The 13,723-nt window shown below is 65.6% G+C and carries 13 protein-coding genes; 6 read left to right on the top strand and 7 right to left on the bottom strand.

Translation table 11 applies throughout. The features are described from left to right. Positions 1 to 756, top strand: coding sequence for a divergent polysaccharide deacetylase family protein (locus IFT44_RS11815; protein ID WP_185794917.1), 756 nt, complete (start codon positions 1 to 3; stop codon positions 754 to 756). A 34-nt stretch (positions 757 to 790) separates the two neighbouring features. Here IFT44_RS11815 and IFT44_RS11810 read toward each other — a convergent pair whose 3' ends face one another. The 7 genes from IFT44_RS11810 to IFT44_RS11780 form a co-directional block, all read right to left on the bottom strand. Then, positions 791 to 1,549 (bottom strand): substrate-binding periplasmic protein, encoded by a 759-nt coding sequence (locus IFT44_RS11810; protein WP_192175945.1) that lies wholly within the window; start codon positions 1,547 to 1,549, stop codon positions 791 to 793. Positions 1,550 to 1,635: 86 nt separating this feature from the next. Continuing rightward, positions 1,636 to 2,091 carry a chemotaxis protein CheW gene (locus IFT44_RS11805; RefSeq protein ID WP_122714520.1) on the bottom strand — a complete coding sequence of 152 codons (456 nt, stop codon included), beginning with the start codon at positions 2,089 to 2,091 and terminating at the stop codon, positions 1,636 to 1,638. Beyond that, complete coding sequence (locus IFT44_RS11800) at positions 2,084 to 6,157, bottom strand: hybrid sensor histidine kinase/response regulator (RefSeq protein ID WP_192175944.1); 4,074 nt, start codon at positions 6,155 to 6,157, stop codon at positions 2,084 to 2,086. The genes IFT44_RS11805 and IFT44_RS11800 overlap by 8 nt, the downstream gene beginning before the upstream one ends. Before the next feature lie 2 nt (positions 6,158 to 6,159). Beyond that, positions 6,160 to 8,217 carry a methyl-accepting chemotaxis protein gene (locus IFT44_RS11795; protein ID WP_192102827.1) on the bottom strand — a complete coding sequence of 686 codons (2,058 nt, stop codon included), beginning with the start codon at positions 8,215 to 8,217 and terminating at the stop codon, positions 6,160 to 6,162. Positions 8,218 to 8,275: 58 nt separating this feature from the next. Further along, positions 8,276 to 8,815 (bottom strand): chemotaxis protein CheW, encoded by a 540-nt coding sequence (locus IFT44_RS11790; RefSeq protein ID WP_185794914.1) that lies wholly within the window; start codon positions 8,813 to 8,815, stop codon positions 8,276 to 8,278. A 9-nt stretch (positions 8,816 to 8,824) separates the two neighbouring features. Further along, positions 8,825 to 9,190, bottom strand: coding sequence for a twitching motility response regulator PilH (pilH, locus tag IFT44_RS11785; RefSeq protein ID WP_122480669.1), 366 nt, complete (start codon positions 9,188 to 9,190; stop codon positions 8,825 to 8,827). 54 nt (positions 9,191 to 9,244) lie between these two features. Next, the gene (locus IFT44_RS11780) at positions 9,245 to 9,634 is read right to left on the bottom strand and encodes a response regulator (protein WP_122714517.1); all 390 of its coding nucleotides are present in this window, start codon (positions 9,632 to 9,634) and stop codon (positions 9,245 to 9,247) included. 192 nt (positions 9,635 to 9,826) lie between these two features. Here IFT44_RS11780 and gshB point away from each other — a divergent pair, with 192 nt between their 5' ends. The 5 genes from gshB (at position 9,827) to pyrR (ending at position 13,715) form a co-directional block, all read left to right on the top strand. Continuing rightward, a complete protein-coding gene (gene gshB / locus IFT44_RS11775) occupies positions 9,827 to 10,780 on the top strand; it encodes a glutathione synthase (RefSeq protein WP_192137551.1) in 954 nt (317 codons plus the stop codon). An 89-nt stretch (positions 10,781 to 10,869) separates the two neighbouring features. Continuing rightward, positions 10,870 to 11,775: an energy transducer TonB gene (locus tag IFT44_RS11770; RefSeq protein WP_122480501.1), complete on the top strand. Its 906-nt coding sequence runs from the start codon at positions 10,870 to 10,872 to the stop codon at positions 11,773 to 11,775. 61 nt (positions 11,776 to 11,836) lie between these two features. Continuing rightward, complete coding sequence (locus IFT44_RS11765; RefSeq protein WP_122480502.1) at positions 11,837 to 12,406, top strand: YqgE/AlgH family protein; 570 nt, start codon at positions 11,837 to 11,839, stop codon at positions 12,404 to 12,406. Then, complete coding sequence (gene ruvX, locus IFT44_RS11760; RefSeq protein WP_122480503.1) at positions 12,406 to 12,846, top strand: Holliday junction resolvase RuvX; 441 nt, start codon at positions 12,406 to 12,408, stop codon at positions 12,844 to 12,846. The genes IFT44_RS11765 and ruvX overlap by 1 nt, the downstream gene beginning before the upstream one ends. A gap of 350 nt (positions 12,847 to 13,196) precedes the next feature. Then, positions 13,197 to 13,715, top strand: coding sequence for a bifunctional pyr operon transcriptional regulator/uracil phosphoribosyltransferase PyrR (pyrR, locus tag IFT44_RS11755; protein ID WP_122480504.1), 519 nt, complete (start codon positions 13,197 to 13,199; stop codon positions 13,713 to 13,715). Positions 13,716 to 13,723 lie beyond the last annotated feature (8 nt).

Here is a 13,723-nt window from a genome sequence, read left to right as displayed (position 1 = left end):
ATGCGCCGAATCCTGTTGGTGGCCGTACTGTTGCTGACTGCCGGCCCGGTCTTCGCCGGGCCGGCGTACCTGAGCCTGATCATCGATGACCTGGGCCAGTCCCCGGCTCGCGACAGCCGCACCCTGGCTCTGCCCGGCCCAGTGACGCTGGCAATCATGCCCGACACGCCACACGCTGCGGACTTTGCCCGCCAGGCGCACAAGGCTGGCAAGACCGTGATGGTGCACATGCCCATGGATCCTGCGACCGGCCCGTTCGCCTGGCGACCCGACATGCCTGCCAGTGAGCTACTCGCTCGCCTGCAGGCCGCGCTGCGCGCCGTGCCGTATGCTGCCGGCCTGAACAACCACGAGGGCAGCCGCATGACCTCGCAGCCCGAGGCCATGGCCCTGTTGATGAACGAGCTGCAGCAGCACGGCATGTTCTTCGTCGACAGCCGCACCAGCGCCGCCACCGTGGCCGCCGCCAAAGCCCAGGGCATCGGCCTGGCCAGCCTCTCCCGGGACGTCTTCCTGGATGACACGCGCACCGTCGAGGCCATCGCTGGCCAGCTCGAAAAAGCCATTGCCTTGGCACACAAACAGGGCACGGTGGTGATCATCGGACACCCCTATCCACAGACCCTGGAAGTGCTGGAGCGCGAACTACCGCGCTTGAAGGCCAGGGGAGTGGAGTGGATACCGGTCCGGCAGATGATCGGCGAGCGCGGCAATCGCGCCACGGCCGCCCATGGCAAGGGCGGGATCTACCACTGATTCGCCATTGCCCTGTTTCATGGAGTGCCGTGTCTCATAGATAGTCGGCGAATACCCGATCGATGAAACCGTCGCGGCGCATCTCATCGAGTGATCGTTGCAGACGCTCGACCACCGCCTGCGGTGTGTCCTTGTTCAGCGCCAGAAACAGCTCGGCGCTGTTGAAGCGCAGCACGGTCTTGAGCCCGTTGATCCCTTCCAGACGTGCCAGATAGCGGCCAGCCGGATCGCCCGTGGCCCACAGGTCGATCTGGCCATCCAGCAACTTGCGTGCGTTGTCCTGGTCGCGCAGGGCGACGATCGGGCGCATGTCGCGCTCGGCAAGGCTCTGCGCAATGGCATCGCCCTTGTAGGCGCCGATCCGGTAGGGTCGGGCCTGGTCGAGGGTCTCCAGGGTGATCGGGCTGTCCGCACGGGCCAGCATGATCCAGTCATCCGGACCCAGTGGGCCAACCCATTTGAAGGCCTGTTCGCGCTCGGGCAGGCGCGCGGTGACGAACACCCCATAGCCGGCATTGCTCAGGGCCAGCTTGTAGATACGGTCCCAGGGAAACCGCAGGGTCATGCTGTAGGGGATGTCCGCCCGGCGGAACATTTCGCGCACGAGTTCCGCTGCGATGCCGCGGATGTTCTCTTCCTGGGCGAAGTTCTTGTCGTTGCTGGCCATGTTGTAGGGTGGGAAGTTTTCGGTCAGCAAGACCATCGAATAGCCTGCCGGGACCTCGGCGCACACGGGGCTGCCACTGAGCAGCGCAGCACAGAAGGCAAAGGCGAGAAAAGTGCGGTCGAGCATTACGAGGTCCCTGCAGCAAAGGCAACGCCAGAGTGCCGGTCAGGCCGACGGCTGTAAAGCCCTGCAATGATTACGTGACAAGGTGTCTACACCGCGCTGTGCAGCAGGTTTTCCAAGGCTGTGAGGTCCGGCACCCGCGCTACGGTTTCGCCGACCTGCACCGCCGCCATTTCCAGCGGCTTGAGCGGCACGTCAACGTAGCTGAGCTGGCTGTCGACCCGGCACGAGCGAGGCACGTGCTGGATCAGTACGGCAATGAAACGCGTCGAGGTTTCACCCAGTGCATTGAGCACGACGATACGGGCGCGCTCGCCGATCACCGCTTCGCCGCCGCTGGCCGCTTCGAAGCTGACCAGCGGCAGGCGCAGGTTGCGCCACTCGATCATTCCCAGGTGCCAGCGCGCGGCGCCGAGCACCGGTTCACCGGGCAGATAGTCGATCAGCTCGGCCACCGCCACGTTGGGCAGCAACAGGCTTCGATCGGCCAGGGGCAGCACCAACGCGGTGAGGCTGTCGCGGCGGCCGATCGCCCGATCAAGCATGGACCTGGCCCCAGCGTTCGATGCATTCAAGCAACTGGCTCTCCTGATAGGGCTTGCCCAGGTACTCGTTGACGCCAATGGCCATCGCCCGCTCGCGATGCTTTTGCCCCGTACGTGAGGTGATCATGATGATGGGCAGGTCCTTGAGCGTGGGATGCTGGCGGATGCGCCGGGCGACCTCGAAACCGTCCATGCGCGGCATCTCGATGTCCAGCAGGAGAATATCGGGGCTGTGTTCCTGCAACAGCGCCATGGCGTCGACCCCGTCCTTGGCGGTCAGCACCTGCATGCCGTGACGCTCGAGCAAGCGACTGGTGACCTTGCGCACGGTCACCGAGTCGTCGACTACCAGGACTTGCAGGCGCCGTACCTGCGCACCGTGCTGATAACCGGCGCGAGCCACGGCCACACCCTGACGGGCCCGCAGCTGAGCCAGCAGGTCGAGGATCAGCACCACGCTGCCATCGCCCAGGATGGTCGCGCCGCCCAGGCCCGGCACGGCCGCGAACTGGCTTCCCAGGCTTTTCACCACGATTTCGCGGGAGCCGGCCAAGGCATCGACCTGCACCGCCACCTGCTGATCGAACGCGCGCACCAGCAGCACGGGCAACGGTTGGCTCTGCGCAGTCAGCGAGGGGACGGCGAGGCCATGCAGCAGGGTGCCCAGGTAGCGCAGGTCATACACCCGCCCGGCGTAGCCGTAGCGCGGTGGGGCAGACTGGTAGGCATCGTGCAGCTCGCCGGGCATGACCCGCACGATCCCCTCGATGCTGTTCAGGGGAATCGCATACTGCTCTTCGCCACACTGCACCATCAGGGCGCGGTTGACCGACACGGTGAACGGCAGGCGAATCTGGAACCGTGCGCCCTGCCCCGGCCGCGAGTCGATACTCATGGCGCCGCCCAGCTGCTTGACCTCTTCGTGGACCACGTCCATGCCCAGGCCCCGGCCGGAGATCTGCGTCACCTTGGTGGCGGTGGAGAAGCCAGGCTGGAGGATGAACTGCAGCACGTCGTGGTCGCTGAGGTCGCTGTGCGGATCCAGCAAACCACGCTTGATGGCCTTGGCGCGCACTGCTTCCAGAGGCACCCCGGCACCGTCGTCACTCATCTCGATGACGATGTCGCCGCCTTGATGAAGCAGCGCCAGGCGAATGTGCCCCGCCGCAGGCTTGCCGGCGGCCAGGCGCTGCTCGAGCGGCTCCAGGCCATGATCGACGGCATTGCGCAGCATGTGTTCGAGCGGCGCGATCATGCGTTCCAGCACGCTGCGGTCCATCTCGCCCTGGGCCTGGCTGACTTCGAACTCGACCTCCTTGCCCAGCGCTTCGGCCACCTGGCGCACTACACGCTGCAGGCGCGGCAGCAGGCGCTCGAACGGCACCATGCGCGTGCGCATCAAGCCCTCCTGCAATTGGCTGTCGACGCGCGCCTGTTGCTGCAGCAACGTCTGTGCTTCCAGGTTGCGGCCGGCCAGGGTTTCCTTCAGATCGAGCAGGTCCGAGGCCGACTCGAACAGGGCCCTCGACAGCTGCTGCAGGTGTGAATGACGGTCCATTTCCAGTGGGTCGAAGTCTTCGTAAGCCTGACCATCGACCTGCTGACGGCTGAGGATGCGGCCTTGGGTTTCGGTATCGAGGCGGCGCAGCTGATCGCGCATGCGCTCGATGGTGGTTTCCATTTCCTGCAGCGCCGCCTGGGCGTCATTGACCTGCTGCTCGATGCGTCCGCGAAAGATTGCAGTTTCCCCCGCCAGGTTGCCCAATTCATCAAGCAGCTCGGCGCCGACCTTGATCACATCGACGGGACCGCGTTCGGCGGCCACCGGTTCGGCAACTGCGGGCTTGGCCGAAGCAGCTGGCCCGGCGGGCCCGGCTGGCTCACTGCCGGCGGCGAATTCGGCGATCGCGGCAATCAGCTTTCCGGCGGCCGGCAACGCCTGCCGCGAGCGGACCGCGTCGAGCATCTGGGCCAGGCGGTCGTGACCCTTGTGCAGCAGGCCAAACAGTTGGCTGGAAGCCTGCAGCTGGCCCTGGGAAATGCGTTCGTACACCGATTCCAGCTCGTGGGCCAGGTCGCCCAGCGGACCGATCTCCACCATCCGTGCGCCGCCCTTGAGCGTGTGCAGGTCGCGCAGCAGGTTTTCCGCTTCGAGATGGTTGCCCGGTTCGGCCTGCCAGCGCACCAGTGCCGCGCCTGCGCTCTCGACGATGTCCAATCCCTCTTCGATGAAGATACCCAGCAATTCACCGTCGGCGTCGTCCACCTGCTCAATTCCAGGCTCCGATGGAGCCGGACGCGGCGGGGGCTGGGATGCCCCCTCGTAGCCGGGTTCGCTCAGCCAGCGCCGCTGGGTCTGCTCGATGGATTCCTCGGTGAATGACCCTTCATCCTCGGCATCCGCCGCAGCGGCGTTGCCAAGCAGGGCAAGATCGATCACCGCGCCGCCTTCGCGCTGCACCACACCCATGGCGTGCGGGGCCAGGGCACCCTGCAACAGTGCCCGCAAGGCACGCACGTGGGTGGGCTGGGCCTTGACCTCTTGCCCGGCCGCCAATTGATCGAGCATGCCGATCATGGCTTCCTGGGCTTGTTCGGCCTGCTGGAAAAAATCCGTGCTGACACTCAGGCTGCTTTCTTCGACCGCGCCATACAGATCGAGCAGCGCCTCGCACAGCTCGTCGAGCGCCTGCACGTCCGTCAGTTGCGCCTGTTCGCCCAGCAGGGTCAGCTGGTCGAGCAGCCGTGGCAACTCCACACGGCTGGCCGGCGTCTGTTGCCAGCGCTGCAGCAAGCGCTCGGCATCGAGCAGGATATCCATGCCCTCGTCGAGCAACCGCTCGATCAGTTGCGGCGCCTGGACCTGCCGGGCATCGCCCAGCGTCTGTACGCCCTGCAGGCGTTCGGTGGTGTGTTCCTGTACCTGCCGGATCAGCTCGCCGGCACCGGGAATGGGCGTCAGCGGCTGCGCAGGCAATTGCAGCAGCTTCTGCCGCATCAGATAGTGGGCATCGCCCAGCAGGCCCAGCGTTCGGGCCTGGAACGGCAGCCGGTGGGCACGCAGCTCGCGGGCCATGACGTCGAAGGCCGTGGCCAGTTCGGCCAGCGGCGTGACACCGGCCACCAGCGCGCTGCCCTTGAGCGTGTGCAGGGCACGCTGCAATTCGTCGGTGACGGCGACGTCGTTGCCCTGCTCGTCCAGGGCGAGAAATCGCTCCACGGCGCTCAGGTGGCTCAAGGCCTCGCTGTGGAAGATCTCCAGCAATTGGGTATCCACGGGGTCGGGCTCCGGGCCCGTCGCGGCATGCGCCTCGCCGTGTGGGTCTGTTGGCGCAGCCGCTGCCAGGCCAGCCTCGGCCACCGCCAGCAGGCCCTCATGGGCAAGCTGCGGTGCTTCGCTGGTGCGCTGCAGGTAATGCTCGACCGCCGCGAGTGCAGCCGTCACCTGCTCCAGGGGCACAGGTACCGATGCCGTCGGCTCGTCCAACAGGTGCGCTTGAACGGCGTCATTGCAGCCTTGCAGCACCGCGGCGGCCCTGGGCAACGGCAGCATGACCAGCGCACCGCGCAGCTGGGTGAGCAGCGGCACCAAGGTGCGCAGCCGTTGCCGGTCCCAGCGGCCGTCGCTGGAATCGGCCAGTATGTCCCTGGCCTCCTGCAGGCCGAAGCGGGTTTCGCGCATCACCAGTTGGCGAATCTGCACCAGGTCGGTGCTGGACGTCTGCTGCTCGTCGCGCCCCGGCGTATCGCTGGGTCCCGCCATGCCCGCCAGCGTGGCTTCGACATAGAGCAGTGCCCCGGCGACGTCCATCAACACGGCATCGTTGGGCTCGCGGGTCCCCTGCACCAGGCTCTGGATCACCGCCAACTGGTCGATGATGACCTTGCGCGGCTGGCCGAAACCGAGCACAGCCAGGGCATCGGCAATCTGTCGCAACGATGCCGTCAGGCCGTTCAACTCCTGGGTGTACTCGCGACCACCGCGCACGAACAGGTCCAGCTGCTCCTTGACCTTGAGCAACTCCTCGCACAACGCGGGAAGTACGTATTCGTGCCGTTCAGCCATGATCACTCCGCAGTTGCATCGGCACTGGGCGCCGGCAAGGTGAAACCGGACACCGAACGGCGCATCTCGCTGGCCATCTGCGCCAGATTGCCGATGCTTTCAGCCGTTGCACTGGAGCCTGAAGAGGTCTGCTCGGTGATCTGCTGGATCACCGACATGGTGTGCGAGATCTGTCCCGCCGAACTGGTCTGCTGCTGGGCAGCGCTGGAAATCACCTGGATCAGTTCGGCCAGATCCTGCGACACGCCCTCGATCTCTTCCAGGGCGATCCCGGCGTCGTGAGCCAGGCGCGCACCGCGCACCACTTCGAACGTGGTCTGTTCCATGGAGATCACTGCCTCGTTGGTGTCGGCCTGGATCGCCCGCACCAGCGTCTCGATCTGCCGGGTAGCCGATGACGAGCGCTCGGCCAGGCGTTGCACTTCGTCCGCGACCACGGCAAAGCCACGCCCGGCCTCGCCAGCCATGGAGGCCTGGATCGCCGCGTTCAGGGCAAGGATGCTGGTCTGGTCGGCAATGTCGTCGATCAGGCTGACGATGTGGCCGATTTCCTGGGATGATTCGCCCAGCCGCTTGAGGCGCTTGGCGGTGTCCTGGATCTGCTCGCGAATGTTGTCCATGCCCTGGATGGTGTTGTTCACCACCTCGCTGCCCTTGTTGGCGATGGTCACCGAACGATCCGCAACCTTGGCCGACTCCCAGGCGTTGGTCGACACCCGGTCGATCGACTGGGCCATGTCGCTGATCGCCACCGATGCGTCACTGATCTGCTGCGCCTGATGCCCCGAGGCCCGCGCCAACTGGTGGGCGGTGGCCTGGGTGTCCTGCACGGCCGTAGCGACCTCTTCGGCGGTGAGGTTGATGGTGGCCACCAGATCGCGCAACTGGTCGATGGAATGATTGATCGAATCGGCGATGGCACCGGTGAATTCCTCGGTCACCGAGGCGGTCACGGTCAGGTCGCCATCGGCCAACCCACCGATCTCATCGAGCAGGCGCATGATCGCCGCCTGGTTGCGCTCGCTTTTCTCTGCGGTCTGGCGCAGTTGCCGTTTGGTTTCGCGCACCATCACCAGGGCGATCAGAATGATCGAAGCCAGCGCCGCCAGGCCCAGCACATAGCCACCGACGGTACCAGCGGAACGCCCGCTGGCCAGGTTCTCGAAGCCGCTGGCCAGGCGCGAGGCTTCTTCCAGAAGGCTCTGCGACTGATTGAAGATATTGCTGGCCGAGGCCCGCACCTGAAACAGTTCGGGCGAGGTTTCCAGGATCTCGTCGACACTGCCCGAGACGAACTGGAACAACTCGGCGATCTCGCGCAAGCGCGCGCGTGCCTCCGGATCTTGTACCTGGGTCACCCGGATCAGCGCATCGCCGTCGAGCATGCCGCCCAGCACCTGGCCGAAACGGTTGGCGTCGCGGCCGAAGCTTTCTGCAGCCTGGGCCGCGCTTTCGTCGCCGGACAGCACCGTGTTGACGGCGCCCAGAATGCGTTCGGCGAGCAACGACTGGCGCTGCGCCACGGCAACCTGGCTGGCTGGCGCGGCGCCGCGCAGCAGCGTGTCGACGACCTTGTCGTACTCGACCTGCAGTTGCGGCACGGTTTCGGCCAGGGTCGCGGCCACCTGATGCAGCGACAGCACCGTCTGTTCGCTGGCCAGGATCGCATCGGAATTGTGGCGCAGCTCGTCCCAGTCGCGCTGCACCAAGCGCATCTGTTCGCGCATCGCCGCGGGGGCCGCAGGCAGCCCGGTGGCGCTGTCGCCTTCCTTGAGAAAACCCCAGCGGCGCTCGAAATCGTTGCGCGCGTCGGCCAGCAACTTGAACGCTGCAGCCTTGCCCGCCGCCGCCTCGGTGGCGTTCTTGGCGATGCGCTGCGACAGCACGCGCAATTCGCCGGCATGGCCGATGTACTGCTTGTCGTAGGTGGATTGAGTGTTGAGGTAGGTGAAATTGGCGAACAGCAGAACGATGAAGATCACCAACGCCACGAACAGGCCGATGATCTGCGCGCCGGCTCGGGAGCCCAACAGAGAGTTGCCTGGCCAGCGCTTGGTCATGATGTGGGCCCGTGTAGGGCGAGTCTGCTGGGGGAAGTACGGATACGCATAGGCATGCTCAGAGTGCTACATCCAGGAAAGCGGGGGCCTGTACCAGCCGGGCCGGGCTGAACACGCACCAGGGGTGTTCACGCAGGAAGTGGCCCTGCAGGAACGGCGCGGCGGCAGCCAGCGCCATTTCGGGCAATGATGCCTGGTGGTTGGCCGAGCTGAAATGCTGCAGACCGGCGACCTCGTCCACCAGCAGGCCGACGAAGATGTCCGCTCGGTCCACCACCAGCACCCGGTGCTGTTTGCGCTGCGGCGACAGGCCATGGCCGAAGAATCCGCCCAGGTCGATGACCGGCAACAGCCGCCCGCGCAGGTTCGACACGCCCACGACCCAAGGCCTGACCCCCGGCAGCCGCGTGCTGCGTGGCTCGGGCAGCACTTCGGCAACCTCGCCCATGGGCGCGACGTACCAGTGCCCGGCCAGACGAAAACCGATGCCGCTCCAGGTCTGCAGGCGCAGTTCCTGCGAGGGCAGTTCGGCGGCCAGCAGGCGACAACGCTGGTCGATATCGAGCAGCAGGTCGAAGGCGGTGCGTGACTCCAGCATCGGCGTGGGTCAACCGGCCAGGACGGTGTTCAACGTCTGGATCAAGGTGTCCTCGTCCACCGGCTTGGTCAGGTAGCCCTTGGCCCCCTGGCGAGTGCCCCAGACCTTGTCGGTTTCCTGATCCTTGGTGGTGATCATGATCACCGGAATGTGCGCGGTCTCTTCGTCCTTGTGCAACTGGCGGGTCGCCTGGAAGCCGTTCAAGCCGGGCATGACGATGTCCATGAGGACGGCGTCGGGCTTCTCCTGGCGGGCCAGGGCCACACCATCGGCACCGTTCTGGGCCTTGAGCACTTCATGACCGTGCCGTTCCAGCATGCCGGTGAGTTTGTAGGTTTCCGTCTGCGAATCATCGACGATCAGGATTCGAGCCATGCTGTTCCCCATGCGGTAAAGGCCCTGGCACGCGCCAGGGCTGGACAACGTTCGCTACGCGGCGAAACCCGGCACATGGGTGCGGATCGCGGCGAGCAGTTCTTGCTTGCTGAAGGGCTTGGTCAAAAATTGATCCGAGCCGACACTGCGGCCGCGAGCCTTGTCGAACAGGCCATCGCGCGACGACAACATCACCACCGGAATGGCGCTGAAGGCGCTGTTGCTCTTGAGCAGCGCGCAGGTCTGGTAGCCATCCAGGCGCGGCATCATGACATCAATGAAGATGATATCGGGACGTTCGTCGACGATCTTGGCCAGGGCATCGAAGCCATCGAGTGCGGTGATCACTTGGCAGCCTGCCTGTTCGAGCAACAGTTCGGCGCTGCGACGAATCGTCTTGGAGTCGTCGATCACCATGATCTTGAAGGCTTCGGACGTTTTCATGGAGGCTCTGATGTGCGCTTGCCCCGACGGGCGCCTTCGCGGGCAATAAAGAAGTCCGAGCCTTTTTAGCACACTCTCCAACAGCGTTCCATCGGCCGCTGCCCCTTGACCTGCGGGCCATGCGGCGCCACCCTGACGCCACTTTCCAAGACCCATTCGCAAGCGGCACGTCCCGCGTACAGGAGCTACCCCATGAGCGTTCGCCTCGGCATTGTCATGGACCCGATCGCCAACATCTCCTACAAGAAGGACAGCTCGCTGGCCATGCTGCTGGCGGCCCAGGCACGCGGTTGGTCGCTGTTCCACATGGAAATCCAGGACCTGTATCAAGGCCAGGGCCAGGCCCGCGCGCGGATGCGTCCGCTCAAGGTCTTCGCCGACCCGCAGCACTGGTTCGAGTTCGAGTCGGAATTCGACGCGCCGCTGGCCGATCTCGACGTCATCCTGATGCGCAAGGACCCACCCTTCGACCTCGAATTCGTCTACAGCACCTACCTGCTCGAACAGGCCGAGGCCGCGGGCGTACTGGTGGTGAACAAGCCGCAGAGCCTGCGCGACTGCAATGAAAAGATGTTCGCCACGCTGTTCCCGCAACTGACCCCGCCCACGCTGGTCAGCCGTCGGGCCGACATCCTGCGCGAGTTCGCCACCGAACATGGCGACGTCATTCTCAAGCCGCTGGACGGCATGGGCGGCACCTCGATCTTCCGCCATCGGGTGGGCGATCCGAACCTGTCGGTCATCCTCGAAACGCTGACGGCCATGGGGACCCAGCAGATCATGGCGCAGCGCTACCTGCCGGCGATCAAGGACGGCGACAAACGCATCCTGATGATCGACGGCGAGCCGGTGCCCTACTGCCTGGCGCGTATTCCCGCCAGCGGCGAGACTCGCGGCAACCTGGCAGCCGGGGGGCGTGGCGAAGCGCGTCCGCTGAGCGACAAGGACCGCTGGATCGCCGAACAGGTCGGCCCGTCGCTGCGCGCCCGGGGCCTGTTGTTCGTCGGCCTGGACGTGATCGGCGAGCACCTCACCGAGATCAACGTCACCAGCCCGACCTGCATCCGCGAAATCGACGCGGCATTCGGCACCGACATCGGCGGCCAATTGATGGACGCCATCGATCGCAAGCTCAAGGCACGCTGACCCTACGCCCCTGCTCCGGGTTATGATGCACGCCCTTTCAGTTGCCGGGCGCGCATCGCCGCCCGGGTTGCACGCCTGCCGGATTCTTCATGACGCTGCCCGCCGACCTCCCTGCTGAACTGACCCGCATCGGCGCCCGCCCTGCGGATCGGCTGGGTTTTACCCTGTTCCTCGCCGCGCTGCTGCACGTCGCCCTGATCGTCGGCGTGGGCTTCGGCACGCAGCCGCCTACCCAGATCAGCAAGACCCTGGAAGTGACCCTGGCACCGCTCAAAAGTCAGACCGCGCCCAAGGATGCGGATTTTCTTGCCCAGGACAACCAGCAAGGCAGCGGCACCCTGGACAAGAAGGCCGTGCCCAAGACCACTGAAGTCGCGCCCTTCCAGGACAGCAAGATCAACAAGGTGACGCCACCGCCTGCGCCCAAGCCGGTCACCCAGCCCGAGCCTGCACCGCTGAAGAAGGCCATCGCCACCACGGCCCCCCGGCCAGTGAAGACCGAGGCACGACCGCCACCGGTCAAGCCCGACCCCAAGCCAAAGGCCGTTACCCCGGAATTCGACAGCTCGCAGCTGTCCAGCGAGATCGCCAGCCTGGAAGCCGAGCTGTCCCACGAGCAGCAGGCCTACGCCAAGCGTCCGCGCATCCACCGTTTGAGCGCGGCCTCGACCATGCGCGACAAGGGTGCCTGGTACAAGGATGACTGGCGCAAGAAAGTCGAACGCATCGGCAACCTCAATTACCCCGACGAGGCACGCCGCCAGCAGATCTACGGCAGCCTGCGGCTGATGGTGTCGATCAACAGCGACGGCTCGCTCTACGAGGTGTTGGTGCTCGAATCGTCCGGCCAGCCGCTGCTCGATCAGGCGGCCCAGCGCATCGTGCGCCTGGCCGCGCCGTTCGCGCCCTTCACCGGCGATCTGGCCGACGTCGACCGCCTGGAGATCATCCGTACCTGGCGCTTCGCCAAGGGCGATCGCCTGCAGAGCAATTGAGACACATGAAACTGCGCCTGCAAGCTTGTCAGGCTGGCAGGCCGACGCCACACTACAGGTCATGAAAAACCTCGAAACGAGCTACCTCAGGAACCAGTTCCTGATCGCCATGCCGCACATGGCGGACCCCAATTTTGCCCATACCTTGACCTACATCGTCGAGCACACGCCCAATGGCGCGATGGGCCTGGTGGTCAACCGCCTGCAGGACCTGAACCTGGCCGACATACTCGAGCAGTTGCGGCCGGACACCGAACCACCGGCTTCCTGCCAGCAGGTGCCCATCTACAACGGCGGGCCGGTGCAGACCGACCGCGGCTTCGTTCTGCACCCCAGCGGCCCGGTGTTCCAGGCCACGGTCGAGCTGGGCGAGGTCTCGCTGTCCACCTCCCAGGACATCCTGTTCGCCATCGCCGATGGCGCGGGTCCCGAGCAAAGCCTGATCACCTTGGGCTACGCCGGCTGGGAAGCCGGTCAGCTGGAAGCCGAACTGGCCGACAATGCCTGGCTGACCTGCCCTTTCGATGCCGACATCCTGTTCAATACCGACAGCGACCAGCGCCTCGGCGCGGCGGCGGCACGCCTGGGCATCAACCTCAGCCTGCTGACCAGCCAGGCGGGCCACGCCTGATGAGCGCACCCAGACTGCTGCTCGGCGTGGATTACGGCACCAAGCAGATCGGCTTCGCGGTCGGCCAGGTGATCACCGGCCAGGCCCGTGAACTGTGTACCCTCAAGGCCCAGAACGGCGTGCCCGACTGGACCCGCGTCGAAGCGCTGATCAAGGAATGGCAGCCGGACGCCATCGTCGTCGGCCTGCCGCTGAACATGGACGGCAGCCCCAGCGAAATGAGCGAGCGGGCAGAAAAGTTCGCCCGCCGCCTGAACGGCCGCTTCAACATCCCGGTGCACACCCACGATGAACGGCTGACCACCTTCGAGGCCAAGGGCGAGCGCATGGCCCGTGGCGGGCAGCGCGGCAGCTACCGCGACAACCCGGTCGACGCCATCGCTGCCAAGCTGCTGCTGCAAGGCTGGCTGGAGGCGAATGCGCTGGGTGGCAACAGCTGAAGATGACAGCAGCTGCACCCCACCCCCCTGTAGCAGCGGTGCAAGCCGCGTCGGGCCTCGACGCATTTTTCCAGATACACCGCACGACCGCCGACGCGGCTTGCGCCGCTGCTACAGGTGCGGCGCAAGCCGCGTCCGGCCCTGACGCATTTCTTCAGACACACCGCGCGACCGCCGACGCGGCTCGCGCCGCTGCTACAGGTGCGGTGCAAGCCGCGTCCGGCCCTGACGCATTTCTTCAGATACACCGCGCGACCGCCGACGCGGCTCGCGCCGCTGCTACAGGTGCGGTGCAAGCCGCGTCACACCGCACCCCTTCTCTTCGGACGATCTCAACCACAGGAGCACACATGAGCCTTCCCAACCCGGCCGAGCTGATCGGCGCGATGGCTGTCGACCTCAAGGCCCATCTGGCCAGGCGCTCCATTGCCGAGCCGCGCTACATCGGCATTCACAGCGGCGGTGTCTGGGTCGCTCAGGCGTTGCTGCAAGCCATGGACAGCAAGGCTGCGCTGGGCACCCTGGACGTGTCGTTCTACCGCGACGACTTCAGCCAGAACGGCCTGCACCCGCAAGTGCGCCCCTCGGCCCTGCCCTTCGAGATCGAGGGCCAGCATCTGGTGCTGATCGACGACGTGCTGATGAGTGGCCGCACCGTCCGCGCTGCCCTCAATGAACTGTTCGACTACGGCCGCCCTGCCAGCGTGACCTTGGTGTGCCTGCTCGACCTGGACGCCGGCGAGCTGCCGATTCGCCCCGACATCGTCGGTGCCACCCTGTCGCTGGCTGCCCATGAACGGGTAAAATTGCTCGGCCCGTCCCCGCTCGCCCTCGAGCGCCAGGACCTCGTTTCCGCCTCCAGCCTTTAAGAGCCCCC

The organism is Pseudomonas sp. CFBP 13710 (genome assembly GCF_014842235.1).
In the GTDB taxonomy this organism is placed as follows: Bacteria; Pseudomonadota; Gammaproteobacteria; order Pseudomonadales; family Pseudomonadaceae; genus Aquipseudomonas; species Aquipseudomonas baltica.
This window is presented reverse-complemented; position numbering and strand designations above follow the sequence as displayed.